The organism is Paraburkholderia sp. WS6 (assembly GCF_030464835.1).
GTDB classification, from domain to species: domain Bacteria; phylum Pseudomonadota; class Gammaproteobacteria; order Burkholderiales; family Burkholderiaceae; genus Paraburkholderia; species Paraburkholderia madseniana.
This window is the reverse complement of the sequence record NZ_JALQCK010000003.1, coordinates 345,847-370,741: the sequence shown is the minus strand read 5'-3', so window position 1 is coordinate 370,741 and position 24,895 is coordinate 345,847. Positions and strand designations below refer to the sequence as shown.

The 24,895-nt window shown below is 59.4% G+C and carries 27 protein-coding genes; 11 read left to right on the top strand and 16 right to left on the bottom strand.

The annotated features are described in order from the left end of the window. Nucleotides 1-18: 18 nt before the first annotated feature. Both M0D64_RS06065 and M0D64_RS06060 read right to left on the bottom strand, forming a co-directional pair. Nucleotides 19-360: a DUF4148 domain-containing protein gene (locus tag M0D64_RS06065; protein WP_266256979.1), complete on the bottom strand. Its 342-nt coding sequence runs from the start codon at nucleotides 358-360 to the stop codon at nucleotides 19-21. 359 nt (nucleotides 361-719) lie between these two features. Then, a complete protein-coding gene (locus M0D64_RS06060) occupies nucleotides 720-1,163 on the bottom strand; it encodes a cytochrome b (protein ID WP_266256978.1) in 444 nt (147 codons plus the stop codon). On the opposite strand from M0D64_RS06060, the gene M0D64_RS06055 reads away from it, so the two are divergent. Further along, entirely contained in the window at nucleotides 1,162-1,671 is a 510-nt protein-coding gene (locus tag M0D64_RS06055; RefSeq protein WP_266256977.1) for a DUF1269 domain-containing protein, read from the top strand. The two genes, M0D64_RS06060 and M0D64_RS06055, sit on opposite strands and share 2 nt — an antisense overlap. A 237-nt stretch (nucleotides 1,672-1,908) precedes the next feature. Here the strand turns inward: M0D64_RS06055 and M0D64_RS06050 are convergent, their stop codons facing one another. Then, nucleotides 1,909-2,229 carry a DUF4148 domain-containing protein gene (locus tag M0D64_RS06050; RefSeq protein WP_266242951.1) on the bottom strand — a complete coding sequence of 107 codons (321 nt, stop codon included), beginning with the start codon at nucleotides 2,227-2,229 and terminating at the stop codon, nucleotides 1,909-1,911. Between the two features lie 441 nt (nucleotides 2,230-2,670). On the opposite strand from M0D64_RS06050, the gene M0D64_RS06045 reads away from it, so the two are divergent. Both M0D64_RS06045 and M0D64_RS06040 read left to right on the top strand, forming a co-directional pair. Then, nucleotides 2,671-3,840 carry a porin gene (locus tag M0D64_RS06045; protein WP_154559164.1) on the top strand — a complete coding sequence of 390 codons (1,170 nt, stop codon included), beginning with the start codon at nucleotides 2,671-2,673 and terminating at the stop codon, nucleotides 3,838-3,840. A gap of 80 nt (nucleotides 3,841-3,920) precedes the next feature. Next, a complete protein-coding gene (locus M0D64_RS06040; protein ID WP_266256976.1) occupies nucleotides 3,921-4,298 on the top strand; it encodes a copper resistance protein CopC in 378 nt (125 codons plus the stop codon). 99 nt (nucleotides 4,299-4,397) lie between these two features. Here M0D64_RS06040 and M0D64_RS06035 read toward each other — a convergent pair whose 3' ends face one another. Both M0D64_RS06035 and M0D64_RS06030 read right to left on the bottom strand, forming a co-directional pair. Next, the gene (locus M0D64_RS06035; RefSeq protein ID WP_266256975.1) at nucleotides 4,398-5,441 is read right to left on the bottom strand and encodes a patatin-like phospholipase family protein; all 1,044 of its coding nucleotides are present in this window, start codon (nucleotides 5,439-5,441) and stop codon (nucleotides 4,398-4,400) included. A gap of 245 nt (nucleotides 5,442-5,686) precedes the next feature. Continuing rightward, nucleotides 5,687-5,989, bottom strand: coding sequence for a hypothetical protein (locus M0D64_RS06030; RefSeq protein ID WP_233464777.1), 303 nt, complete (start codon nucleotides 5,987-5,989; stop codon nucleotides 5,687-5,689). Between the two features lie 381 nt (nucleotides 5,990-6,370). Here M0D64_RS06030 and M0D64_RS06025 point away from each other — a divergent pair, with 381 nt between their 5' ends. Further along, a complete protein-coding gene (locus M0D64_RS06025) occupies nucleotides 6,371-6,688 on the top strand; it encodes a DUF4148 domain-containing protein (RefSeq protein ID WP_266256974.1) in 318 nt (105 codons plus the stop codon). Between the two features lie 333 nt (nucleotides 6,689-7,021). On the opposite strand, the gene M0D64_RS06020 is transcribed toward M0D64_RS06025, so the two are convergent. Further along, on the bottom strand, nucleotides 7,022-7,285 hold the full coding sequence (locus M0D64_RS06020; RefSeq protein ID WP_266256973.1) for a hypothetical protein: 264 nt from the start codon (nucleotides 7,283-7,285) through the stop codon (nucleotides 7,022-7,024). Between the two features lie 472 nt (nucleotides 7,286-7,757). Here M0D64_RS06020 and M0D64_RS06015 point away from each other — a divergent pair, with 472 nt between their 5' ends. Together M0D64_RS06015 and M0D64_RS06010 are read left to right on the top strand one after the other, a co-directional pair. Then, nucleotides 7,758-8,702 (top strand): metallophosphoesterase, encoded by a 945-nt coding sequence (locus M0D64_RS06015; protein WP_266256972.1) that lies wholly within the window; start codon nucleotides 7,758-7,760, stop codon nucleotides 8,700-8,702. An 85-nt stretch (nucleotides 8,703-8,787) separates the two neighbouring features. Next, entirely contained in the window at nucleotides 8,788-9,084 is a 297-nt protein-coding gene (locus tag M0D64_RS06010) for a cupredoxin family copper-binding protein (protein ID WP_233464776.1), read from the top strand. A gap of 143 nt (nucleotides 9,085-9,227) precedes the next feature. Here M0D64_RS06010 and M0D64_RS06005 read toward each other — a convergent pair whose 3' ends face one another. Further along, nucleotides 9,228-9,548: a DUF4148 domain-containing protein gene (locus M0D64_RS06005; protein ID WP_266256971.1), complete on the bottom strand. Its 321-nt coding sequence runs from the start codon at nucleotides 9,546-9,548 to the stop codon at nucleotides 9,228-9,230. 139 nt (nucleotides 9,549-9,687) lie between these two features. Further along, nucleotides 9,688-9,933 carry a DUF4148 domain-containing protein gene (locus M0D64_RS06000; protein ID WP_171925962.1) on the bottom strand — a complete coding sequence of 82 codons (246 nt, stop codon included), beginning with the start codon at nucleotides 9,931-9,933 and terminating at the stop codon, nucleotides 9,688-9,690. Between the two features lie 261 nt (nucleotides 9,934-10,194). Here M0D64_RS06000 and M0D64_RS05995 point away from each other — a divergent pair, with 261 nt between their 5' ends. Continuing rightward, nucleotides 10,195-10,734, top strand: coding sequence for a sigma-70 family RNA polymerase sigma factor (locus M0D64_RS05995; RefSeq protein ID WP_266256970.1), 540 nt, complete (start codon nucleotides 10,195-10,197; stop codon nucleotides 10,732-10,734). Beyond that, nucleotides 10,734-11,519 (top strand): anti-sigma factor, encoded by a 786-nt coding sequence (locus M0D64_RS05990; RefSeq protein WP_266242968.1) that lies wholly within the window; start codon nucleotides 10,734-10,736, stop codon nucleotides 11,517-11,519. The genes M0D64_RS05995 and M0D64_RS05990 overlap by 1 nt, the downstream gene beginning before the upstream one ends. A gap of 6 nt (nucleotides 11,520-11,525) precedes the next feature. Here the strand turns inward: M0D64_RS05990 and M0D64_RS05985 are convergent, their stop codons facing one another. The 3 genes from M0D64_RS05985 to M0D64_RS05975 form a co-directional block, all read right to left on the bottom strand. Beyond that, nucleotides 11,526-13,223 (bottom strand): adenylate/guanylate cyclase domain-containing protein, encoded by a 1,698-nt coding sequence (locus M0D64_RS05985; protein ID WP_266242970.1) that lies wholly within the window; start codon nucleotides 13,221-13,223, stop codon nucleotides 11,526-11,528. A 253-nt stretch (nucleotides 13,224-13,476) separates the two neighbouring features. After that, nucleotides 13,477-14,823 (bottom strand): MFS transporter, encoded by a 1,347-nt coding sequence (locus M0D64_RS05980; RefSeq protein ID WP_266256969.1) that lies wholly within the window; start codon nucleotides 14,821-14,823, stop codon nucleotides 13,477-13,479. A 74-nt stretch (nucleotides 14,824-14,897) separates the two neighbouring features. Beyond that, nucleotides 14,898-16,004 carry a porin gene (locus M0D64_RS05975; RefSeq protein ID WP_266242974.1) on the bottom strand — a complete coding sequence of 369 codons (1,107 nt, stop codon included), beginning with the start codon at nucleotides 16,002-16,004 and terminating at the stop codon, nucleotides 14,898-14,900. Between the two features lie 479 nt (nucleotides 16,005-16,483). Between M0D64_RS05975 and M0D64_RS05970 the strand changes: the two genes are divergently transcribed. Continuing rightward, nucleotides 16,484-17,509 carry an AraC family transcriptional regulator gene (locus M0D64_RS05970; protein ID WP_266256968.1) on the top strand — a complete coding sequence of 342 codons (1,026 nt, stop codon included), beginning with the start codon at nucleotides 16,484-16,486 and terminating at the stop codon, nucleotides 17,507-17,509. A 19-nt stretch (nucleotides 17,510-17,528) separates the two neighbouring features. Here M0D64_RS05970 and M0D64_RS05965 read toward each other — a convergent pair whose 3' ends face one another. From M0D64_RS05965 to M0D64_RS05945, 5 genes are all read right to left on the bottom strand, one after another. Continuing rightward, nucleotides 17,529-18,455: a 3-hydroxyacyl-CoA dehydrogenase gene (locus tag M0D64_RS05965; protein ID WP_154559148.1), complete on the bottom strand. Its 927-nt coding sequence runs from the start codon at nucleotides 18,453-18,455 to the stop codon at nucleotides 17,529-17,531. 62 nt (nucleotides 18,456-18,517) lie between these two features. Continuing rightward, complete coding sequence (locus tag M0D64_RS05960) at nucleotides 18,518-19,399, bottom strand: alpha/beta fold hydrolase (RefSeq protein WP_266256967.1); 882 nt, start codon at nucleotides 19,397-19,399, stop codon at nucleotides 18,518-18,520. Nucleotides 19,400-19,449: 50 nt separating this feature from the next. After that, nucleotides 19,450-19,956: a 2,4'-dihydroxyacetophenone dioxygenase family protein gene (locus M0D64_RS05955; protein ID WP_266256966.1), complete on the bottom strand. Its 507-nt coding sequence runs from the start codon at nucleotides 19,954-19,956 to the stop codon at nucleotides 19,450-19,452. A 192-nt stretch (nucleotides 19,957-20,148) separates the two neighbouring features. Further along, nucleotides 20,149-21,357, bottom strand: coding sequence for a CaiB/BaiF CoA-transferase family protein (locus tag M0D64_RS05950; protein ID WP_266256965.1), 1,209 nt, complete (start codon nucleotides 21,355-21,357; stop codon nucleotides 20,149-20,151). Between the two features lie 195 nt (nucleotides 21,358-21,552). Then, nucleotides 21,553-22,146 carry a TetR/AcrR family transcriptional regulator gene (locus tag M0D64_RS05945; protein WP_266256964.1) on the bottom strand — a complete coding sequence of 198 codons (594 nt, stop codon included), beginning with the start codon at nucleotides 22,144-22,146 and terminating at the stop codon, nucleotides 21,553-21,555. A 202-nt stretch (nucleotides 22,147-22,348) separates the two neighbouring features. On the opposite strand from M0D64_RS05945, the gene M0D64_RS05940 reads away from it, so the two are divergent. Both M0D64_RS05940 and M0D64_RS05935 read left to right on the top strand, forming a co-directional pair. Next, nucleotides 22,349-22,843: a 2,4'-dihydroxyacetophenone dioxygenase family protein gene (locus M0D64_RS05940; protein WP_266256963.1), complete on the top strand. Its 495-nt coding sequence runs from the start codon at nucleotides 22,349-22,351 to the stop codon at nucleotides 22,841-22,843. Nucleotides 22,844-22,953: 110 nt separating this feature from the next. Continuing rightward, nucleotides 22,954-24,603: a fatty acid--CoA ligase gene (locus M0D64_RS05935; protein ID WP_266256962.1), complete on the top strand. Its 1,650-nt coding sequence runs from the start codon at nucleotides 22,954-22,956 to the stop codon at nucleotides 24,601-24,603. Nucleotides 24,604-24,895: the final 292 nt, after the last annotated feature.

Genomic DNA, 24,895 nt, shown 5'->3' with positions numbered 1-24,895 from the left:
AGTACGTTGACGTGTGGCTCAAGAGCCGGAATAAATAGCGCAGAAGCTGACAGGTCCAACGCAGGCTGACGGATCTGAAGGAGGCGTCCCCCGTTTGATGCGGCCGGCATCGCTTGTGCCTGTCGTTGCAACACCCATCCCACTGTCGCTGTTTTGCTGCTTGAGCCGCGCGACTTGCTGTTCAAAGATCGGCGCAACGTCTGGGTACGACGTATCACTCACGAAATTCAGACCGTTTCGTTCCGCTTCAATCAACTCCTGCCGTACCTGCGCCCGGGTCTTTTCTTGAGCCTGCGCGTTGATCGCAACGCCCGCTGCGGCGGCAAAGATCAGGGAGAATATAATGGTTCGCGTATTCACTTTGGACTCCAATATAAATGACAGGAAGTTGCTGGTTCTGCATCGTGAAGCGCGCGGAAAACTCAACCGGGTTCCGTCGGACCACATGCATCGCAACCGACCGGAACCCAGTGATCCAGAACGTTGGACACCGCGTTCCCCTTTTCTCTGTTCGCTTCAATGTGAGGGGATGGAACGCCGCAGTCTTTATCAGGCGTGCTCACACTACGGTATACAGGGAGCGGGCGCCGTTTATTCCCAAAGTTACCAGGGGTGCATGAAAAAAATGATGCATTGGCGACCGCGTCGCCCAGCAAGCCTACGTTGACGAAAATCTCGAAGGATGCCGGGAGGGGCGCCTCCCGCGAAGTTTCTGTAGATCAAATTCCCATGCGTCCAGCAACGCCGTCGCGGTCGATGAACTTGTGTTTCAACGCGGCGGCGATATGCGCAATCATCAAGAGCGCAAGCGTCGGCACCAACCCGCGGTGCAGCGTGTCAGTCGGCAAACGCAAAGGTTCGTCCCGACCGATGAAGACCGGCATATCCACCAAACCAAAAAAACTTACTGGATGTGCGCCCGCCAGTCGGCGCACGTAGCCGGCAAGCGGCACCAGGAACAGCAGTACGTACAGCGTTCCGTGCAACACGCTCGCAGAATACGCTTGCCACCTCGGAATGCTGGGCGCAAGTACGCGCGATCTATTCCCGGTCGGTTGCCAACAGGCCAGTCCTTCGGGAATAACCTCACCCGAGTTGCGGTATGGACAAGACACCCTCCCGATGCTTCGGGACTGGTGAGCCACCGTTCGGGAGAAGGACATGAGACGTATCTATTTGCTATTACCGAATGTGCATAGTGCACAGATGATCATCAACGAACTTCTGTTATCGCGGGTCGAGTGGCGACATATCCACGTGATCGCCAATCACAATGTGCGGCTCGAGGATTTGCCGGAAGCAACCCTGGCGCAACGCAGCGATCTGCTGCCCGCCCTCGCGAGAGGGGCGGCGATGGGCGGCCTCACGGGGACGCTGGCCGGACTTGTCGCACTGGCGTTCCCGCCGGCCGGCCTGACGATTGCGGGCGGCGCGGTCGTGGCGATCACGCTCTGTGGCGCCGGCTTTGGTGCATGGACGGCGACGATGATTGGTGTCGATGTACCGAATACGCGGCTCAAGCGCTTTGAACAGGCTATAGAAAAAGGCGAACTGCTGATGATGGTCGACGTCGCAAAAGATCGCGTCGAAGAAATCGAGGAGGTGATCAAGCTGCGTCACGCCGAGGCCGACATCCAGGGAACGGACCCGACGATTCCGGCGTTTCCGTGACGCCGCGTAATGTCATCTGGTTCCATCGCAATGACGTGGTCCGCCGTGATGTGCGGACCAATATGAACGACAGAAAGCTCGTTGTCGTGCGGGGCGGCGCGGCGAGGTGGTGCCCTCGCCCCGAACGCTGCGTTTTACGTTGCACAACCATCGCCCGCGGCAACACCTGACTACCGTGCATCACGTCGCGTACGCGACATCAACGATGTACACGGAATACCGGCGACCGTCTGCACCTCAAGGCGCCGGCTTCGCCTGCCCATTCTGGCCTGCGCTCATCACCGCGTTTCGTTCCGCTCGATGTTTGGCGGCAACCTTTTCTTGCGCAGCCTGAAGATCTGCGGGATATGAACCGTCGTCGCCCTGGGACGGGTTGTACCCTGCCGCCTCCAGTTCGTAGAGTTCTTGCATGACCTCTGCGCGCGTGACTCGATGTGTCGGCGGCTCAGGCATGGTTTGCGCAAACACGCCAGCCGAAGTCGACATCAGAATCGCGCCTGCGACCACCAGGTTGCGCAACGACTGGTCGAATAACCGAATTTGTGAGACTGATTTCATGGCGATACTCCTGGTGTTTCAAGGTGCTGGTTCGCAGGATAGAGAGGGCGGGCCGAGAATCAGATGAATGACAGTGACTCAGCGTTGGCTCGAACTAACAAGATTGATCTATTCATTTCAGATTCCTTAGTATCTGGTGAATATTGCGAGATGTGCATTTGAGTTAACCACAGTTGGTCGACGGATATTCCCGGGTTTGTGAAAAAGAACGCGGGCACCCTGCAACACGCCAAATAATTTCGAGCTAGATGGGAATAAACGTGCGACGGCCCTGGTAAACGCCTTCATCCGGCCTCGTCGTCAAGCCGGATGGAGCCACGCGCGAAGGACCAGAACGTCGGGTGACGTCGAGCAGGTCGCGCATGGTTGGAACACGGACATCCATGGTGCGGATGCGCCAATTTCTTGCGGGTTAATTGCAGGTAATCTGGGGATCACTCAATGAAGAAGCAACTTCTGGCGTTAGCAACTTTGTGCCCGCTGGCAGGTGTCGTCCATGCGCAAAGCAGCGTGACGTTGTACGGCCTGATCGATGAAGGATTCGAGGCCGTCAGCAATGTACCGGTGGCTGGCAAGACCGGCGGCGGTACCAAATACGCGCTCGATGCCATCAACGGACTGAACGGCACACGATGGGGTCTGCGAGGCACCGAGGATCTGGGCGGTGGCCTTGCCGCGATATTTACGCTTGAGAATGGTTTCGACCTCAATACCGGCAAGCTCGGGCAGGGCGGTGCGGAGTTCGGCCGCCAGGCTTTCGTCGGCTTGAGCAGCAGCCGGTTCGGTACGCTCACGCTCGGCCGTCAGTACGACAGCGTGGTGGACTATCTGGGAAATTTCGAATTCGGGGATTCGAATGTTGGTACAGCGCACTCGGCTCACCCAGGCGATCTGGATAACTTCAATAACAGCCGTCGAACCAACAACGCGATCAAGTTCAGGAGCATCGATTACTCAGGGTTGACGTTCGGCGGCATATACAGCCTGGGAGGCGTGGCGGGGTCGTTTACGACGGACCAGGTCTATTCGCTCGGGGTGGGCTACAAGCAGGGGCCGCTGGCCATGGGCGTGGCTTACCTGAACGTGAAGAACCCGGCGGCTTCGCTGTTCGGCAGCAACCCGGCCGATACGGCAACATCCAATGGACTGACGGGCACGCCGGTGTTTAGCGGCTACGCTACGGCGCAGTCGTATCAGGTTATCGGCTGGGGCGGTTCCTATGCGCTCGGAGCTGCTGTGTTCGGCGCAACCTATTCGAACATCCGGTTCGGTGATATCGCGGCGCTTGCGCGTAGCACGGCGGTGTTCAACGATGCCGAAGCTAGCTTCCAGTATCACGTGACGCCCGCTTTCCTCGCGGGTATTTCTTATAACTACACGCGTGGTAGCGAGGTGACGGGCAAGGTCGGCGGCGTGAACTACAACCAGTTCGCCATCGGTGCGAATTACACGTTGTCGCCGCGCACCGACGTTTATGCAGCGGTCGTCTATCAGACGGTCAACGGCCGGGATTCGACGGGAGCGCCCGCCGTCGCAAACGTGAACGGCGTATCGCCGTCGACTAATCAGCATCAGGCGGTGGGCCGGTTGGGGATCCGTACGCGGTTCTGATCGCCACACGTCGGCGCGTGACGTAACTGTCGCGCTATCCATACCCGATCCATGCCTTGATCAAGATTGACGATACGTCTATGAAAAACTCCTTCCTGAACGGCTCCACTGCACGCGGCGCCGTCGCCGCGTTGAGTCTCGCGATCGCGCAACTGGCGAACGCCCATGCCTATCCAAAACGTCAGGTGCCGCCGCCTGGGGCTAGCATGTCTGTTTCGCCCAGGGAGGTGTCGATCGATTTCGATGACGGACTCGAAGCGGCATTTAGCGCGATCACGGTGACGGATGCACAGCGGAGGTCCGTCACGCTTGGTAAGTCGATGGTCGATTCGTCGAACCCTAAACACATGGCGGTGCTGCTGAACCCGCTAACGCCCGGTGTGTATACGGTCACATGGGTTGCGGTCGCTGCCGACGGGCATCGCACGGAAGCCGAATACACCTTCACGGTCAAATAGCGGCGATCTTGCCTGGCGTTGTGTTTGCATCAGGAGTTCAGTGATTCTTTCTGCAATCTTCGGCGCTCAAGTCCGTTGCGCGGCTTGTTCAACGTAGCCTTAAAGGAATTCCCTGCTGATATCGACGCTCGATCGCTGGCCGATGTGGTGGTAGTTCTCTTCGAGCCATGCCCCGGCCTCGGTCCGTCCCTGGTCACGCAAAGAGCAGAGGAAGTTCCAGTCGGCGTTGTACTTGCTCGACACACCGAGTGCGGCCATTGTCTGGTCGGACCGAATCGAGTGGATCAACATTTCCTTCATCCCGCCGGGCTCAATTCTTCGTTGCTGGATCAACTTGGTTACGAAAGCGATTGCGCGCATCTCTCGCATCAGTGACGAATTGAAGCTCACTTCGTTCATGCGGTTGAGGATGTCGGCCGGCGTGGTTGGTACGCCGGGGCGCACTATCGGATTGATGTGGACAATCACTACATCGTGTGTTCCGCAGTTATAGATCAGAGGGAAAATTGCCGGGTTACCGACATAGCCTCCGTCCCAGTAGTGTTCTCCGTCGATTTCTACTGCCTGAAACAGTGTCGGGAGACAGGCCGAAGCAAGCACAGCCTCTATGCACAGTTCCTCGCCGGAAAAGATTCGTATTTTGCCGGTCTCAACGTTAGTTGCGCATAGATATAGGTGTATCGGGCAATGTCTGCGCAGCGCGGCGAAATCGACGTGTTGGTTCAGTATGTCGCGCAGCGGATTCATGTTGTGGGGATTGAACTGGTACGGTGACAGGATGCGAAGAACGATGTCCGCCATGAGGTACATGGACGAGTGGTCCAGTCCGAGCGTGTGAGCTCCTTTTAACCACGGTATCTTGCCGAAGGGGTCGTAGCTCTCCGCCGATTGTGCAACGGCGCGCCAGAAGTCGTGCAGCGCCTGGCGCGCGTTTTCGGAATCACCCGTTAGTAGACCGTGGGCCAGGACGGCGGCATTCATCGCACCTGCACTGGTGGCGCTGACGCCTTCAATTGAAAGCCGGCCGTCCTCCAGCAGGCGGTCAAGCACGCCCCAGGTGAACGCTCCGTGCATTCCGCCGCCTTGCAGTGCGAGTGCGATCGTCTTCTGCGCGACCGGCAGCTTCCTGTTCGTCGTCGCCATCGGAAACCTCCTCAATGCCGGGTCCAGCCACGCCCCCGACTAGCTACCCGTCCCGGCCGTTCTCGCACGCCTATGATCAGGCGGCACGACCAACACTGGATCCAGTCAGGGTGCCGTTGATGGCCCGCCAGCGCGCATTCGAATCAGCCACGTGACATGCCTGGATTCGATGGCGATCAGACTTCCGATTCAATGCAGTCAGCTATCTGCAGTACATCATGCACCAACCCGGCTCGTCTTGACCCTCAGTTCTTCGGCGGCGGCACGACATTGGTCCTCACGCCGGCTAGTGGCGATCCGTATCCACCAGACTGCGCATTGTTCGGCAAACCATTGGCGAGTTGCGCCCGCGGATCCGTCGGATTCAGATTCAGCTCTCCCGCCTGCCGATCACCGTGGGTGGGATACTCGCTCCCGCGTGCAGCTTGTGGCATCAACCGGGTGCTGTTTTCAGGCGAGTTGATATCGTCATATGGGCTGAGACCTTGCGCCGCGACGCTGCCCGCGGCGATACACGATACCGCTAGCAGGAGTCCTCTCAATGCCATCAGTGCTCGCGGCCCGCCCGCTCTCTTGAATACGCTTTTCATGTCAAATTCCTCCATCGCAGACCTCAGACCGTTTTGCGATACGCAATGAGTAGACGCTGTTTCGTCGCCGGATATTCCCGCAGCCTGTGAAAAAATGGAAATTTCCACGATCGAAATACCTAAGAAAAGAGATCGACTGCGGTGTGAGTAAACGAGCCGTGCTCTCGTTGACGGGTCATCCGGCCATATCTTCAGGTCGGATGGAGCGATACCGCGCAGGGCGGGTCCAGAGAGTAGGGAATAAGGATGACGGTTCAGTGGTTTACCCATGCAGAGCGCTGTGTGCTGGAGTCGAGTGGATCGCGGCCATCACGCGCTCGAAAACCAAGGAGTAGCATCATGAAATCGAATTCGCTTAATCGGCTTGTTGGTCAATCCGCGCGTAGTTCGCTCATCGTGAGTGCGGTGCTGATGGCAACGTCAGCCTGTGTGTACGCGCAAACGTCGGCGGAGCCCGGCACGCATCAGGTCACCCGTGCCGAAGTGCGGCAAGAACTCAAGGAGTTGGCGTCGGTCGGATATCGCCCTGTTCCCAATGATCTCTACTACCCAGAGGACATTCAGGCGGCGGAACAAACGTTGGAGGCCAAACATCAAGCGCAACAGGATGCGCTGACGGGGGGAAGCCAGATGGCGCAGACGAAGCACACGCCATGAATGCGACGGATTGCGCGTACAGGTCGCACACGGTTTCTCGAGGCCGGGCAGGGTCGGTTTGAGGTTCGCCCATCGATAGTTACGAACAACGCCTTCGGCTTGACGGGGAGCGCAGGCAAAAAGGTACAGGTCTCGCGTTGCTCAGCAAGTGACAACCGGGCCTTGCGTGCTGCTGGTAGAAAACGCCACGACGCAAGGCGTCTGGCAAGTAGACAACAACAGTGAGCGGCATCGGAGGCGCACCGTTTTTGCGATGCGCCTCTGTCTGCAATCACCAGCCATCTGCTATGCACATTTGTCGCCCTTGATACCAGACATGGGGAGAGTTGCCATTCAGGAGCCGAAGAACGGCTGGCAGTAGCTGACTGGACCTACGCATTCATTGCTGCCGGCCTGGGGCAAGGACGTGCATCCCGCAGCCATCAGTCCCGCGAAGGCGGCAGGGAGCCAGACTGCGCGGCGGATGCGCGACGAAGCTTTCCTGCCTACGGGCCGGCTGCGCAAACCTGGAATGCCGTTCGCCGCCTTGTGGTCGCGGGCTGTGCCAGCGCTGTACGCGCCGGGGATCGGGCTTTCGCGAAGATCAAACTGGTTCATTTTCGCATCTCCTGTATTCAATTGGAGCGGGGGCTGCAGGTCTTTGCACTTTCAGGCGCGGCCTCGCATGGCCATGAGCATGTCTAATCGAGGTGCACAATTGGTTAGCTATGTAGACGCTGTTTCGTCGCTGGATATTCCCGCATCTTCAATAAAACACACTTGGCCGACAGCAAAATCAGTTCGCCGTCGGCTCGTCAGCATCAGGCGGCGGATCGGTATTGGTCACCGATTCTGATCACGTCGCGGTTACGTGCGTGACAATGCGATCCTGGTACGCGGCCACCGCAGCCACCGCAGCCACCGCAGCCGACCAGGGCGCGAACCGGTTGCGCCGACCCCACGACCACATTCGAAATGTGCAGCGAGCTGGAATAAAACGGATGACCCGGCAGTCTATGTATTGAATCCAGTCCGGAGGCCCGTCGGATAATCTGGCGGTCTACCTCCTGAACCTAATCGTGAGGGCACTATGTCGTCAGATCTTCCATCCGATCCGTCGCGCCGCGGCGCGTTGAAATGTCTCGCCTTCGGTGGCGTTGGCACCGTGTTTGTTCTGGCCGGCGGTGTTCTCACGCCGGTGGAACTGGCCCTCGCCGCCACAGCGAAGGATTCGTCGGTTGCTTCGGGCGTTCCCCTGTTCCTGCAGATCAGCGACACGCATATTGGTTTCAATAAGGAAGCCAATCCGGATGTCGCCGGTACGCTCAAGCAGACGATTGATTTTGTCAACGCCATGCCGGTCAAGCCGGCGCTGACGATTCACACAGGCGACATTACCCATCTTTCCAAACCGGCAGAGTTCGACCTCGCGGCCCAATTGTTGTCGGGCCTGAATATCACCGAGCTGCATACCGTGCCCGGCGAACATGATGTGACAGACGGGCCAGGGACGGAATACTTCAACCGTTTCGGTCAAGCCTCGGACAATAAAGGCTATTACAGCTTCGACCACAATGGCGTGCACTTCATCGGGCTCGTCAACGTCATGCATTTCAAGCCGAACGGCCTGGGAGGCCTGGGCGACGATCAGCTCGCCTGGCTGGAGAACGATCTGAAGGGGCGCTCGTCCAGCACGCCGATCGTCGTCTTTGCGCACATGCCGATGTGGACGATTTACGAACCGTGGGGGTGGGGCACCGGCGATTCTGGCCAGGCGATGAGCTATCTGAAGCGCTTTGGTTCGGTCACCGTCCTGAACGGGCATATCCATCAGATCGTGTCGAAGGTGGAGGGCAATATCACCTTCCATACAGCGCGCTCGACGGCGTATCCCCAACCGACGGCCGGCAATGGCCCCGGCCCCATGCCGCTGACGGTGGCGAGCGATCAGCTTCCGAGGATGCTTGGCGTGACCAGCATCAAGATCGCGCGCCACCCGCTGAAGGCGACACTTGCCGACACGACACTCGTCTGATTTCGGACACCACTCACCCACAAGGATCCTAATCATGCGAACCACTTTCTTTCGTCTCGCCTTCGTCGTCTCCCTCGGCATCGGGATGCTGATGTGGGGAATCGCTTCCGATTTCGCCGTCGCGCAGGCGCAGGAGGCCAATGCGGTCATGATAAAGAACTTCATGTTCTCGCCGATGTCGCTCACGGTCAAGGCTGGCTCGACCGTGACCTGGAAAAATCTCGATGGCGAACCGCATGCGGTTGTCAACGATGCCGGCCTGTTCCACTCCGGCCCGCTCGATCAGAACGACACCTTCCAGTTCAAGTTCGATAAACCCGGTGTCTACAAGGTATTCTGCGGCATTCACCCGTATATGAAAGCGACGATTACCGTCAATTAGGTGCACTCTCTCCCTGAGCTCATGCCGCCAGAGGTTGAGTAACTGTCCGGAAGAAGGCGCGAGGGGGGAGCTCCGTGCTGCGCACTATCAATGCAGGTGCGCAGCACGGATTATCACGTTCCGAATTGTGACGCTGCGTCGACTTAAGGTGTCGGCTTCGTCTGCCCGGTCTGCCCCAGGCCCATCACTGCACTTCTTTCCGCTTGATGTTTGGCGGCAACCTTTGCTTCCGCGGCCTGAATGTCGGCGGGGTAGTCAACGTCGTCGCCCTGGGCCGGGTTATACCCGGCCGCCTCCAGCTCTTCGAGTTCATGTCGCACTTCCGCGCGAGTGAGCTGATGTGCGGCAGGGGCAGACGAAGATTGCGCATACACGCTGGCTGAAGTTGCCATCAGCACCGCGCCCGCGACAACCAATGCACGTAGTGGCCGGTCAACAAACTGATTCATTGAATCCGATTTCATGGTGGTGCTCCTTGCTTCCGGGGATGCCGATTCCCGCGAAGATCGGCCTGGGCTGCACATGATGCGAGCGGTGGTGAGAGGACGGGACGCAGGCGTGCCGTCATCCGCCAGGGAAGATCAGGCGGGACAAAACGCATGTTCAATTGGTAGTGCTGTCCTTCATGGCTGCGCGCTGTTGCGCAAGATGCTCCTGCTTCATGCGGGCGACCTGTGCCGCGAAGATCGGATTGACATCCGGGTACGAGGTATCGGTGACATAGTTCAGGCCGTTCTGCTGCGCTTCGATCAGTTCCTGATAGACCTCGGCGCGTGTCTTGCTCTGGGCAAATGCGCCCGATGACATGAGAACGGACAGCGACATGGCGGCAATGGCGAGCTTCTTCATTTCAGACTCCTGATAATAGCGTGCGGTATGCAATGAGTAGACACCACTTCGTCATCAGATATTCCCGAATCTTCGATAAAAGAATCGGCCTGACTGTGCGCGTCAGCTTGCGATCGGCAACATATATCGGATGGCTGGTCGGGGTGATGTCGGCCTACGCCGGAGTACTACTGAGCGATTTTGACCGGCGGGGAATAAAAACGACGTGCTGGCGGTTTGATTACTGTCGGTCACGGATTACGGTTACTGCGGGAATTTCACATGGCCGATCCAGTCAGCGCGCAGCGCTTTGAGAAGCTCGTGTTACCTCATATGAATTCCGCCTTCAATGTAGCGCGATGGCTGACGCATAACGACCAGGACGCCCAGGACGTGGTGCAGGAAGCGTATCTGCGCGCGTTCCGTTTTTTTGGCGGATTCCGCGGCGACGATGCCCGTGCCTGGTTGCTAAGCATTGTGCGCAATACCTTCTACACCTGGTATCAGCAGAACCGGGGCCACGCACCGGATACGTTGGAGTTTGAGGAAGATATGCATAGTCTTGAGACGAGTACCGCTGATCACGACGACAATCCTGAAGCGATGCTCATATGCAGCCAGAGCCGGAGGCGGGTACACAAGGCGTTGCAGAGTCTGCGTCTGGAATACCGTGAGGTGATCGTCCTGCGGGAGCCGGAAGAATTGTCGTACAAGGAAATCGCCACCATTGTGGGCATCCCGATGGGGACCGTGATGTCGCGCCTCGGACGGGGCCGCCAGCAACTTGCGGCACTGCTCGCCCCGACGGATCAGGAGGCGTGATGGATCACGAACAGGCCTTCGAATTGCTGCCCGGCTATCTCGACCAGGAATTGAGCCTGTCCGAGGCGCTCGAATGCGAGCGCCATCTGGCAGGCTGCGAGCAGTGTCAGCAGGTCTACTCGCAGCACCGCCAGGTGAGTGCGCAGCTCAGGCGGGCGGATTTGCGCGTCGAGGCGCCCGCGGAACTGGTGAAGCGCATCAAGGCGGCGTTGCCGGGGCGGCCATCGCTTTGGCAACGGCTGGTTGAGCTGTTCGGTTGGCGCAGCGGCGGTGGGTCATTGGGCTGGGCACCAGTTGGTGCGATGGTGATGAGTGTGGTCGCGCTGACGTGGAGCGCGGGGCTGTACCTCTCGGTGCCGTCGAGCGAGACGCGCCTGAGTCAGGAACTTGTGGACAACCATATCCGCTCGTTGCAGTTCAACCACCTCTCGGATGTGATTTCAACCGACCGGCACACAGTGAAACCGTGGTTTGACGGCAAGCTGGACTTTGCGCCACCGGTGGTCGATCTGGCGCAGCAGGGATATCCCCTGGTTGGTGGGCGGCTGGATTACCTGGACGGGCGGCCGGTGGCCGTGATGGTCTATCGGTACAAGCTGCACCCGATCAATCTTTATGTATGGCCGGGCGGCGACGCGGGCGCCACGCCTCATATCTATCAGCGGCAGGGCTATCATCTTGCGCACTGGAGTGCTGCAGGAATGAATTACTGGGCAATTACCGATGCCGGGAACATGGAACTGAACGGCTTCATCACGGACCTGCGAGCGCATCCCGCTTCCTAGGTGGCGTCAGGCCTGAGGCATCTGGGACGCCTTGGACAGCACGCGGACGGGAACCGGGTCATGGCGGCCCTTCAGGTGTGCCTCAAGCTGCGGCAGGTCTGCCGCCGAAACGCCGGCATGCTGGAACACCTGTTCGGACACGATAGCGTCGCAAGCGATTTCTTTTGTCAGTTCCTCAAGTCTTGAGGCCACGTTCAGTGGGTCACCAATTGCCGTGAATGTCACATGCTCGCGAAAGCCAATCTCACCCATTACAGCCCGGCCGCAATGCAATCCAATGCCAAACCGGATGGGCGTTTGCAACTGCTGTTCGAGCGCAGCGTTGAGTTGATCAATGTTGGCTGCCACCAACGGCACCGCACAAAGCGCCTGGCGACAAGCAATGGCTGGCTCGCCGTGTAAGCCGAAGATCGCGAGCACAGCGTCGCCCATGAACTGGTTTGGCATACCGCCTGCCTCTACCACCGCGGCACAGACAGCGCTCAGGAAGCGACTGACTACGAATATGCTGTCGAACGGTAGTTGCGCCGCTGCAAGCTGTGTGGAACCCCGCATGTCCACGAACATGAACGCCGCGAATCGCTCTTGCGGCATGACGTCCCGCTGACGCGGTTGCAGGAAGGCCGTGGATGCGGCCGGCGGCACCAATGGCCACACGGAGAGATCATGGATCGGCCGCAGCTGGCAAGCAAGACGCACTGTCTGCGAGTCAACGCCCAGTCGCTCCAGGACGCGCCGCTCCGCTTCGGCTGGCGTGGGCAGCGGCACATCGCTGAGCACGCGCACTCTACACAATGTGCAGCGGGCACGGCCACCGCACGTGCTCGCATGGGGAACTCCGGCCATCCGGCTCGCTTCCAGCACCGAAAATCCGAGCGGCGCGAATACCTTGCGCCCCTCTGGGTACAAGATGCAGAGCCGGCCGTGCCGGCGCTCCCGGACCGTGCGCAGCAGCCGCGCCCCAAGTACCAACAGCAGCGCGCCACCATCGAAGAGCAAAAAGTCGTTGCGCAGATCGGCGAGCCAGAGATTTTGCAATCCCGTCCCGACGACCGTCGACCGAGTCGCCGCGGCGCGCCAGACGGGATCCTGCGCAAGCGCAATCACTTCCCGTCCGCCTTGCAGGAAGCCTAGCAGAGCGAGCACCGGGAGCAGCACAGCGACGCTCAGCAACACGCTTCGCCACGCCCCAAACCATGGCTTCAACCGCAACCAGAACCAGACGCCGCAACACCCATGCGACCAGGCGACCACCAACAGCACCAACTGTGCTCGACCGAAGAACGGCGAAGCGATCCAGAACGAGTACAACAACTGCGCGTAACCCTTGTTCAGGCCGAACGCGGCAAATGCGACCCGAGTATTGGCGAGATGGTTGGCTAGCAGCGGCGGAATGCAAAGACCGAGGACGAGCTGCGTCGCCTCACCCCGATTCCAATGCACCGAGCGCCGCTCATACAGAGCCCACAGACCCAGGAAGAAATGCGTCACGAGCGCGCTGTACAGCACGCCTGTTCCAAGCCATCCCTGCCAGATAAACTTCTGTACAAGCAGACCACGCTCCAGCCACGCGAGCGAGATATTCCCTAGCGAGTGATTCAGGAGGTGCGCCCCTACATAGGTGAACAGCACCAGTCCGGTGGTCAACCGAACCGATCGCACTCCCGCCGGCCGCCATCTTTGAATACTGGGAAAGCGCAACATGCTCTGCTCTCCACCCTCTCGATCAAAGGCATTTCGTTAGGAGATCGACCGGCGGGGCTCGGTTCGATGTGGTTGCAATGGGTGTTTAGTCATGCATCCATCGTCTTGTCGCCAAGGTAGCGGAGCTCTTTGAGAAACGCCAGCTTGGACCGGGCTTGCTTGCGACGCCAAACTGGGCGACCACGTGCCTCGACACTTCTATTGTGGAGCTGGATATTTCAAAGCGTGCCTTCAGGAATATTACTACTGTCGATCAAGCGACTGACTGAACTGAGCGCACGCCCTTTGCTGAACGCACCGAGACTAGCAGGATGATCCCGGCCAGCAGGTACTGCGCGACCACCACATACATGCTGTAGATCATACTGCCGCTGTGCTGTGTGATCAGCCCGTTGATCGCCGGACTCGCCGCTGGACCAAGGTTGCCGAGGCTGCTGATGAGTGCGATGCCTGCGGCGGCAGCACCTGTTGACAGAGACTCGCTAACGAGCGTGAAGAAAACTGGCGTCGCAGCAGCGATGCCGATCACGGCGAACGACAGCGCCATCAGCCCGCCCACCAGGTTGCCCTGAAGCAGCGTGGTGCTCCACAGGCCGAGTGCCGCGACGGCTACACAGGCCGCGAAATGCCAGCGGCGCTCATGCAGCCGGTCAGAGCTGCGCCCAATCAGGATCATGCCAATCACGCCACATCCGTTCGGGAACACCGCCAGGGTGCCGACCACCAGCACGTCCTTGACCCCCCAGCTCTGGATCAAGGTCGGAGCCCAGAACACTATTGTGTAGGTCGCCCCGAGCAGCAGAAAATACACTAGCGACAGCAGCCAGACCTTGGGGTTGCGCAGGATATCCCCCAACTTCGCGTGGATCTCGCTCTGAGCATCGTTCCTGTCGTGTTCGAGACTGTAATACACGAGGTCCTTCTCGGCAGGCAAAAGCCATTTCGCATCCGCTGGCTTGTCCTCCAGAAACAGGAAAACAAGAATACCGAGTACTACCGCGGGAAGTCCCTGAAGCAGAAACAACCACTGCCAGCCGGACAAGCCGTTGACACCATGCAGGTACTTCAGGATCGCGCCGTTCAGCGGCCCCGCGATCACGCTGACAATGGTTGTCGCCGACATGAAGATTGCGATCGCCTGGCCGCGACGCGCCGACGGATACCACCATGTGAAGTACAGAATGATGCCGGGGAAGAAGCCTGCCTCGAAGACGCCAAGCAGGAAGCGGGCGATATAGAACTCGGTCGGCGTTGCGACGAACATTGTCGCCGCAGCGACGATGCCCCAGCACACCATGATCCGCAGCAACGTCTTGCGCGCACCGATTCTCGCTAGTAGCAGGTTGCTTGGAACTTCGAAAAGAAAGTAGCCGAGAAAGAAGATGCCGGCGCCGAGGCCATAGACCGCGTTGTTCCACGGCAGCGTCTGTTTCATCTGTAGCTGCGCATAGCCGATGTTGACGCGATCCAGGTAAGCGATCATGTACGAGACCACCAGTATCGGCAGGATCCGCCAACTGATCTTTAGAAACACTGCATCGGTCGCCTCGGTCAGCGAGGATTGCGATGGCGGAGCGCTAGTAATCGCGCCAGATTTCATGACTTGTCTCCTTCCGGGCTTAAGCCTGGTGTCGTCGCGGCCGGTATACCCCGACCGCAGTCGTCTGGGAACGTTCAGAACGAGTGGCGAATGCCGAGGTCGGCGGCGAACTGGGAACCAGGTACGCCAAAGAGCGCGCCGTTGATCGCGAGGCCGGTGTTCATGCCCCCATGATTGTTGACGTAGGCGACCTGGCTATAGAGCGTGGTGCGCTTGGAGAGCGAGTAGTCGACGCCGAGCGAGCCGAGGATCGAATGGTTGTTCGAGTTGTTGCCGTCGCGGGTGTACCAGGCGCCGCCGTCGAGGGAGAGGGCGGGTGTGAGCTTGTAGGCGAGGCCGCCGGAGATCACACGGTTGTCGAAGGAGCCGGCGACCTTGTAGAGCGTGTAAGTGGCTTTGACAGTCAGGCGGTCGAAGTAGTAGGTGGCGCCGATGTTGCGCCCGGAGAAGGCGATGGTGCTAGGGTTCGGGATGGTGGCCGCGGAGCCGCCGGAGTTGCCGTTATACATTGCGGCGGTGATCAGCAAGCCGCTGTAGTGATATGTGAGCCCGGCTGAATACTGTTGTCCGGCCTGGAAGTTACCCGGAGACCCACCGAATGCGTACATCGCGCGACCCTGGATGCCGGCAATCTCGGGCGACGTGTACATAACGGAATTGGGGTTGAAGAGGCCGGTGACGATGACGTTGTCGACGTAGCTGACGAGCCCGCTGCCAAACTGCTTGAGGTCCCGGGGGTCGTTCGCGAAGATGGACAACAGGAATGGCGAAAACTGAAGGCCGGCGGTGACGGTGCCGAAGCCGCCGGTGACGCCGACCCAAGCCTGGCGGCCAAAGAAGTTGCCGTTGGAGTTCCCGAATCCCCCGTTGGAGATGTCAATGCCGCTTTCGAGGGTGAAGATGGTGGCGAGTCCGCCGCCGAGATCCTCGGTTCCGCGCAGGCCGAAGCGAGACGCGTTTTCGCCGGCGGATTCAAAGGAAAACTGGTGTCCTTCGCTGGCGCCGGTGGCGAGGTTGGCCGTCTTGCTGGTATAGAGGATCGAGGCGTCGGTGATGCCGTAGAGGGTGATGCTACTTTGCGCATGAGCAGCGGGTGCGCTGGCGAATGTGACGGCTAGTGTGCAGGCGCCGCCGACGGCGGCGTCTCGAATGGCACGAATGGTGGAAATCTTTGTCGTCATGAAGGGTGTCTCCTTTAGTTCATAGTATGTAAATGAGTGGCGCGATACCGGCGTGAACGGCGGTGTGATTCGGTGTTGTCGCGTTGAGTAGAGCGTTGCGCGTAGACGCGACCAAGTCGAAGCGTTTTATATGTCGTTATAAATTTTGGATGCCTAATCATGCTTCAGGTACTTGCCGATTTGCCGTTGCACAATCTCTGGTCCCTATTTACGCGCAATTCACGCGTGGGAACTTGACTCGTGCCGCCGGAATTTGTACTTTGCGCGCCACATCTCGTCAGACAGCGTGCCATCTAGCCGGATCATCGTCGACGACCCGTTCAACACCTGCGTCGCGGCACGCGGCAAGTCCTACAAGACAAAATGGTCGCGAATGAGACCCCGCGCCAAATGCGCGTACTCTTTCAGTCGACAACGCGATACCATCGGGTAAATTCCCTCTCGCAGCGAACCATCTCAAGTGACGATCTGTATCTAGAATGCAAGGCTACCTACCCAGTGTTGTGTTGACCGGAGCTGCTCCTCTGCTTGAGGTGCTCGGCGTTCAACCCGAGTTGGTTGCGGCCGGAACCGATCTGCCGGAGCTTGCGCTCCGTTCCGCGGATGTGCCGATCCGGGGTGCGCAAGTGCTTCGATTCCTTTCGCTAGCTGCCGAAGTTACGCAATGCCGGAACTTTGGACTGAGGCTCGCCGAATATCAGGGCCTTGCGGTCCTGGGGCCGATCCTTGTCATGATGCATGGTGCACGTACCATCGGGGAGGCAATGGATACGCTTGCCGAGTTCTACGTACTACATACGTCGATGTCTTCTGTACGGGCTGTGCGGGACGATCAGGGAATGGTTTTGACTTACGACCTTGAAAACGCTTCCGGTCCCGGAGAGGTTCAGGCAGTTGAACTGGGTCTCGCTAACGGTATGCAGTATTTGCGTACCGTCTGCGGTACCGCCTGGCAGCCGGCCGTTGTGCAATTCCGTCATTCGGCGCCTGCGGACTGCACAATGCACAGGCGTACGTTTGGAGCATCCCTCGAGTTCGATCAGGACAGAAACGCGATTGTCCTCGATCGCGGTACGGTGACGCGTCCGGTGACACAACTTCGCCGTAACGCGCATCGTGTGCTTGAGGCACATTTGCGGCGAGAAAGAGCCCAGGTGGAGGCGCTATGGGTGGTGCGCACGCAAACGATGATTCGCGCACTTTTGCCGTTCACGGACAGTTCGCTCAACGCCATAGCGCGAGCGCTCGCCATGTCCCCGCGGTCCTTGCAACGTCGCCTCTCCGAGGCCCGCACGACGTTCGATGAACTGCGGGAACAAGTTCGTGAAGATCTCGCATTGAAGTATGTGCAGCAGTCGAACCTGCGTCTCGCCGAGATCTCGGAACTGCTCGGTTATTCGCAGCAAAGCGCATTTAGCCGTGCGTTCAAGCGACTGCGGGGCATCACGCCCCGGCAGTTTCGAGCAATGCGTCACGGGGCTGACCCCGGACGCTCTGCTGAGTAGCAATAGCGTGCCCTGCGTTTCACGCGGCGACGAACGCTGGATTCAGGAATTCCGGATCGGGATATTGATAGAAGCCGCGTCCCGCCAGTTCACCGAGATGCCCTGTATCGATGAAATGAGTTTTCACGTATTCCGCCATGCGCCGATGCGTCGAATCACCCGACCGTTCCGCAAGCGCGCGGGTCACGTTATAGACGGTCGTCATGCCGATTCTGTCGAGAACGCCGAAAGGGCCAATGCGATCCTCCTTGGCAATCATCCACGCCTTGTCGATCGTCTGAACATCTGCGACCTCGTTGACCAGCAGACCCAGCGCGGCGACCAGCATGGGCACGAGCATTGTGTTCAGCAGGCAGCCGGCCTGCTCCTTGCGCAGCGGCAAAGGCACCATGCCGATGCGATGCGCAAACTCAACCACGCGCGCGAATACGGCGGGGTCGGTGCCCGCATGCCCCATGATTTCCGCAATATTGTGCTTCCAGATCTCGTTCGCGAAATGCAGGCTCAGCACGCGCTCGGGCCGGTCGCTGAACATTGCGAACTGGCTCGGCACCAGTGTCGACGAGTTGCTCACAAAGATGGTGCCGGCCGGCGCTACAGCCGACAGTGAACGGTAGAAAGACTGCTTGATTGCCAGATCTTCAGGGATCGCTTCGATGACGAGGTCCGTGCCGGCGACGGCCAAACCGAGGTCGGTATTGCCCTCGATGCGTGCCAGCGTGGCTTCGATCTGCTCGCGAGACGCGCCGAGGTCCGCAGCGTAGACGCGCCCTAGCGCATCGAAACGGGCGTTCGCGCGATCGAGGCAGGCGGTATCGACGTCGTAGGCTACGACGTCGATACCGGAAAACGCACACTGAAAGGCGATCTGCGCGCCGAGCACGCCGGTGCCGGCCACCATGACGCGTGCGATCGGCTGATTGTCGTTTAGGGAATGAGTAGGCATGAGTGACGGGTGCGGTGCGTATCGTAGATCGGATGGGCCGGATCTTTTGCCGGTTCGAGGATTCACGCCAACGGCGAGGCGGCGAGATGGTCGAGCAGCAATGGGATGATCCGGTCCGGCGCTTCTTCCGGGAGCCAGTGACTTGCCCCCTCGAGTATTTCGAAACGGTAGGGCCCGTCGACAAAGCCCTCCGTGAGCAGTGCGGCTTCGCGGCCCAGGGCGCGGTCTTCGGATCCCCAAACGTAGAGTGTCGGGACGGCAACGCGGCCTGCGGGATAAGACAGATCGTCGGGGAGCGCGCGATACCAGTTCAATGTCGCGGAAAGCGCGCCCGGTTCACTGAGGCGCCGCACGTTGTCGTCCACGAGCGAAGCTGGAACGCGTCCGGCGTATGCTGCCCGCAGCGCCGCTGCTCCGTCCGCCAGCAGGCGTTGCTCTGCGACACCCCCTGGTTGACGAAATGCACGAACATAATCCAGGCGCTTGTATTGGTCTTCTTGATGGAGCGCCGCTTGCAGCGCTAACGGATGTGGCGTGGCCAGCACGGACAGCGAACTCACGCGGTGTGCATGCGTCGAGGCGAGCCCCCACGCAACCAGTCCGCCCCAATCGTGGGCAATCAGATGGAAGCGTCCTGCGCCCAGTTGATTGGCGAATGTCAGGGCGTCCGAGTGGAGATGCCCGGCTGCGTAGGATGCAATGTCTTTCGGCCGGGCGTTCTCAGCGTAGCCGCGCTGATCCACAGCGACTGCCCGGTAGCCTGCTGCGCCGAGCGCGGCCAGAATCTCGCGCCAACAGTCGGCGAATTCCGGCCACCCATGCAGCAGGAGAACGCACTCCCCGCTCCGCGGCCCCGCGGCCAGAGCTGTGTGGGTATGCGGCCCGCAGGCCAGTGTCAGCTCTTCCAGGGGCGGAAGCGGTGCGGAGGGTGCAAGGTGAGTCATCGGCGTGATTTCCGTGAGGCAGAGGCGTGGATCATGTGCGTCGACGTCGCTTAACGGCCGCCCTGGCAGCCGATCAGGTCGATCTCGGGCAACTCGTTGGCTTTGCAGTAGTCCTGATAGCGGCTCAAAGCCGTCCGCCACGTCTCGACGAACGTGACCTTGCCGTCTTCGTCGAGGAAGTGGAGCTCACCGGTCGACACCACGAGCGCCATACCATTGTCGTCGTCGGAGAGATTCGTGAACGAGTGGGACGATTCCGAGGGCTCAAACACGAAATCGCCGGCTTGCGCGATCCAGTCGTGCTGGTCGTATTTCCAGCGACCACTGAGGGTGTAGACCATCACCGTACCGGTATGGCGATGAATATGCGCGCCTTCGCCTTTGGCCGCCTTCATGAGCAGGACCACTTCGCCCGTGACCGGGTTGATCTTGAAGTACTTGAGTAGAATCCTGTCGTTGATCGGCGCGAAGGGAATCCACGGCGTGGCGTTTCCAGCGATATGGACCGTGTCGATCGCGGAAACATCGTTGAGGGCTAGCGTCGCTTCTGCGTTCATGGAATGAGTCTCCGATTGTGTTGAGGGCTGGGCGTGCGCAGCGTGAACCGTGCGCAATCTCCAGTGCCTATTCAATCGCAAGTCGTCCGTGGGAACTTGACCTGTGCCGCCCCATTTTGTACTTTACGCGCCAGGTTTTTCTTCTCTGGACCGGAAGGAAAGTGTGGTCCTGTAGCGAGGCGCAATGCGGCGTCAAACGACGCCGTCAGCCATCAACTGTGAGAGCCGTTCGTCCGACAGACCGAGCAGCGACTGCAGAACATCCTTCGTGCCTTCCCCGAGTTGCGGCGGTGCGCTTCGTACCGGCAAGCGCGCACCGTCGAAGCGGTAGGGCGGAGCGAGGACGTGCGTGCTGCCGGCCTCCGGATGCGGCTGCGTCGTCACGAGCCCGGCGTCCGTCGCGCGCTTCGAGGTGAGTGCCTCGTGAAGACCGAGCACTTCGCCACATGGAATGCCGGCCTGAGCCAGGCGCTCCAGCAACACCCTGCGTGCTCTCCGGCCAATCTCGCGCTTGAGTTCGGGCACGAGAGCCTCGCGGTTCGCCGCACGGCCGATGTTCGTCTGGAAGCGCTCGTCTTCGGCAAGATCCGGGCGTTCAATCACATCGCGACAGAAGCGCGTGAACTGACTGTTGTTGCCGACCGTGATGACGAGCGGTCCATCGGCCGCATCGAATACGCCGTAGGGCACGATCGAGGGATGCGCGTTGCCGTAACGCGGCGGGTCTTCGCCCATGATCAGCGCTTCCAGCCCGTAATACGACGTGATCATCAGGCCGCAATCGAACAGCGCCATTTCGATGTGGCGTCCCTTGCCGGTCTTCTGGCGCTCGAACAGCGCTGCGAGCACCGCCTGGGCGGAGTACATCCCGGTGAACAGGTCGACGGCCGCAACGCCGAATTTCAGAGGCGGCTGATCGGCTTCGCCGTTGAGCGCCATCAGCCCGGCCTCGCCTTGAACCACCAGATCGTAGCCGGGACGTGCGGCTTCCGGTCCCGTGCGGTCATAGCCGGAGATTGAGCAGTAGATCAGGTCCTCATGTTCCTGCTTCAGTTGCTCGTATCCGAGGCCCAGCTTTTCCACGCCGCCGAACTTGAAGTTCTGGATCACGACGTCGCACTTCTGCGCCAGCTCCCGCGCGATCTGCTGGCCCTCGGCGGTTTGCAGGTCGAGGCTCACGGAGCGCTTGTTGCGGTTGACGCTGTTGAAATAGGCTGTCTCGGTCGAACCGACGCGCAGGCCCCAATCGCGGGTGTCGTCGCCGCGCTTCGGGTGCTCGACCTTGATGACTTCGGCGCCGAGGTCACCCAGCACCATGGAACACCACGGTCCGGCAAGTATCCGGGAGAGATCGAGAACGCGAATGCCGGCGAGCGGCAGTGAGGAGGGCAGGTTAGACATGGCAAATCCAGGTTGACAGGGGGTATAGCGAGGAGGGCACTTCTAGTCGACCGGGTGCAGGCTGGAGGTGAGTGCGTCGTCCGCGACTTGCGTGGAACTCTTCATCGATCCGATCCCTAACCCGAGTCTCGAGCGCCCGAGGTTCGGAATTATTGGGACGATCGTCCTAATTTGTCAATTTTTTAGACAGTTGACCTATTTTGTAGTGGCAGGAATCGCTGCAACCAGCAGGCGCCGTATGGTGCGCCGAAATCGCTTGCCTTCGGGGTCCTCTCCAGAGAGTGTCATTTGCAGTGCATTGAAGAAGTGCGCATCAAGCAGGAGAAATGTCTGATGGATCGTTCCGCGTGATGCCTCAGGCTGCTGCAGATGAAGAAGTGTAGAGGTGGCGTTCTCCAGATCCCGCTCGATCTCCGAGGTGGCTGCGCGCAAACCTGGATTAAACAGTGCTTGAGCGCGTAGGTCGTACCAGAGACGATGAATCTTCGCGTCGCGCGTAGCGGCTGCGATTAGCAAGTCGATGACAGAGGTTACGCGGTTCTTCGTGGTTCCTTCCTGCTCCATCGCTTCCACAAGACGACCAATGAAGCGGGTCTTGTAGCGACGTATTGTGTAGAGAATGAGGTCGGTCTTGCTCTCAAAGTAATAGTGCAGTTGCCCTAAGTTGATTTCTGCAGCTTCCGCGATGTCGCGCAGCGACGTTTCAGCGTACCCGTGTTCCGCAAAGCACCTGATCGCGTGGTCAGCGATCTCGATCCGACGATTTTCGCGCTTTTCGGTTTGTTGCATGTCGTAGTATTCCCGTTGTTTGTGCCTCGTTCTCTGGCCTTTCCCACACTATCGGAAAGAACAGGCGAGTGGCGCGTAAAGTACAAAATAGGGCGGCACAGGTCAAGTTCCCACGGGCGACTTGCGATTGAATAGGCACTGGAGATTGCGCACGGTTCACGCGGCGCACACCCAGCCCTCAACACAATCGGAGACTCATTCCATGAACGCAGAAGCGACGCTAGCCCTCAACGATGTATCCACGATCGACACGGTCCATATCGCTGGAAACGCCACGCCGTGGATTCCCTTCGCGCCGATCAACGACAGGATTCTACTCAAGTACTTCAAAATCAACCCGGTCACGGGCGAAGTGGTCCTGCTCATGAAGGCGGCCAAAGGCGAAGGCGCGCATATTCATCGCCATACCGGTACGGTGATGGTCTACACCCTCAGTGGTCGCTGGAAATACGACCAGCACGACTGGATCGCGCAAGCCGGCGATTTCGTGTTTGAGCCCTCGGAGTCGTCACACTCGTTCACGAATCTCTCCGACGATGACAATGGTATGGCGCTCGTGGTGTCGACCGGTGAGCTCCACTTCCTCGACGAAGACGGCAAGGTCACGTTCGTCGAGACGTGGCGGACGGCTTTGAGCCGCTATCAGGACTACTGCAAAGCCAATGGGTTGCCCGAGATCGACCTGATCGGCCAATAGCACGCCTGCATAACCCGGCTCGAGAGCATCGCCGAGATGCCACTACGCGGACGCCGCTGGTGGATGCATTCGTGAACCGGGTACCCACTATCGGAACCAAGGAGATGTAGATGCACGACCAGGCGATGAATCCGACGCCGTCAGCCTATGCTTATCCATTGCTGATCAAGCACCTGCTGCATACGCCACTCGCCCACGCGCCGAACCAGGAGATCGTGTACAGAGGGCAGAAGCGGCTGACCTACAGGACGCTGGGCGAACGCATTGCGCGGCTCGCCGGTGGTCTGAGTGGACTCGGAGCGCAGCATGGCAGTACCGTCGCGGTCATGGACTGGGACAGTCATCGCTACCTCGAATGCTACTTCGCCATCCCGATGAAGGGTGCCGTCTTGCAGACGGTGAACGTGCGGCTCTCGCCGTCAGAAATCGCCTATACGATCAATCACGCCGGCGCGGAGATCCTGCTCGTTCACACCGATTTTCTACCTGTGGTGGAAGCGATCAAGGACAAGCTCGAAACGGTGCGCACATTCGTCTGGATCGAAGAGGAAGGCAGCGAAGCATGCGCCCACACGATTCCGTTCTCCGACGAATACGAAAGCCTGCTTGCCAGGAGCGCGTCCACTTATGCGTTCCCGGATTTCGACGAGAACACACGGGCCACCACGTTCTACACGACAGGAACCACCGGCTTGCCCAAGGGCGTCTACTTCTCACATCGGCAACTGGTGTTGCACACGATTACCGCCATGGCTGCGCTGGCGAGCCCGGTGTCGGGGCAACGTTTTCATCGCGGCGACGTGTACATGCCGCTTACTCCGATGTTCCATGTTCACGCCTGGGGCATACCCTACATCGCCACGGTGCTCGGTGTGAAGCAGGTTTATCCAGGACGCTATGTGCCGGAGCGGCTCGTGCAACTGGTGCGCGACGAAGAGGTCACGTTCTCTCACTGCGTCGGCACGATTCTGCACATGCTGTTGAACTGTCCAGAGGCAAAGGATGTCGATCTGGGCAAGTGGAAGGTCATCATTGGCGGCGGCGCATTGCCTCACGGCCTCGCGCGCGCCGCGCTCGACCGTGGCATCGATATCTTTACCGGCTACGGCATGTCCGAGACGTGCCCCATGCTGAGCCTCGCGCAGTTGAGGCCGGACAGCGGGGACATCCACACGGAAGAGGAGGTGCGCCTGCGCTGCAAGACCGGCTATCCAGTGCCGCTCGTCGACTTGCGCATTGTGAATGAGAACATGGAAGACGTCGCGCACGACGGCAAGGCGTATGGAGAGATCGTCGTGCGCGCACCGTGGCTTACCCAGGGCTATCTGAAGAATCCGGAGGCGTCCGGGCAGCTCTGGGAAGGCGGCTATCTGCATACCCAGGATATTGCCAACATCGACGCGACGGGCAATCTGCAGATCACCGATCGCATCAAGGACGTGATCAAGTCAGGCGGCGAGTGGGTCTCGTCGCTTGAAATCGAAAGCCTGATTTCGCAGCATCCAGGTGTTGCGGAAGTTGCCGTAATCGGTGTCAAGGACGAAAAGTGGGGCGAACGGCCCGTGGCGCTGGTTGTACCCAGGAAGGGCCTAACTACAACGCTTACGGAGGAGGATGTCAAAAAGCACGTCCTCGCGTTCAGCGAGAAAGGACAGATCTCGAAGTACGCGGTACCGCAGATCGTCAAGCTCGTCGAGGCGCTCGAAAAAACGAGCGTCGGCAAGATGAACAAGAAGCGTCTGCGTGAACTGTTTATCTGACCGGTGAAATGGAGGAGACGAGACGATGAGCATCCCGGGCTATAGCGTGGCAACGCTTGACGAGTTCGTTGGCGAGGAGTTGGGCGTATAGGATTGGGTAGCATTGATCATTCGTCGCACTGTTGATGAGAGTCCCGTGTTCGAGCGTCGAAAAGCGCAACGTGACGTCAGCCACGTTGCACCGTTGCGTATGGTCCTGCGAAACCACAAGAAGGCGCTTCTGATTGGCATTGCCCTGTGTATGCACGCAAGCGCGCTTTTACTTCATGACGACGTTGATGATCACCCACAT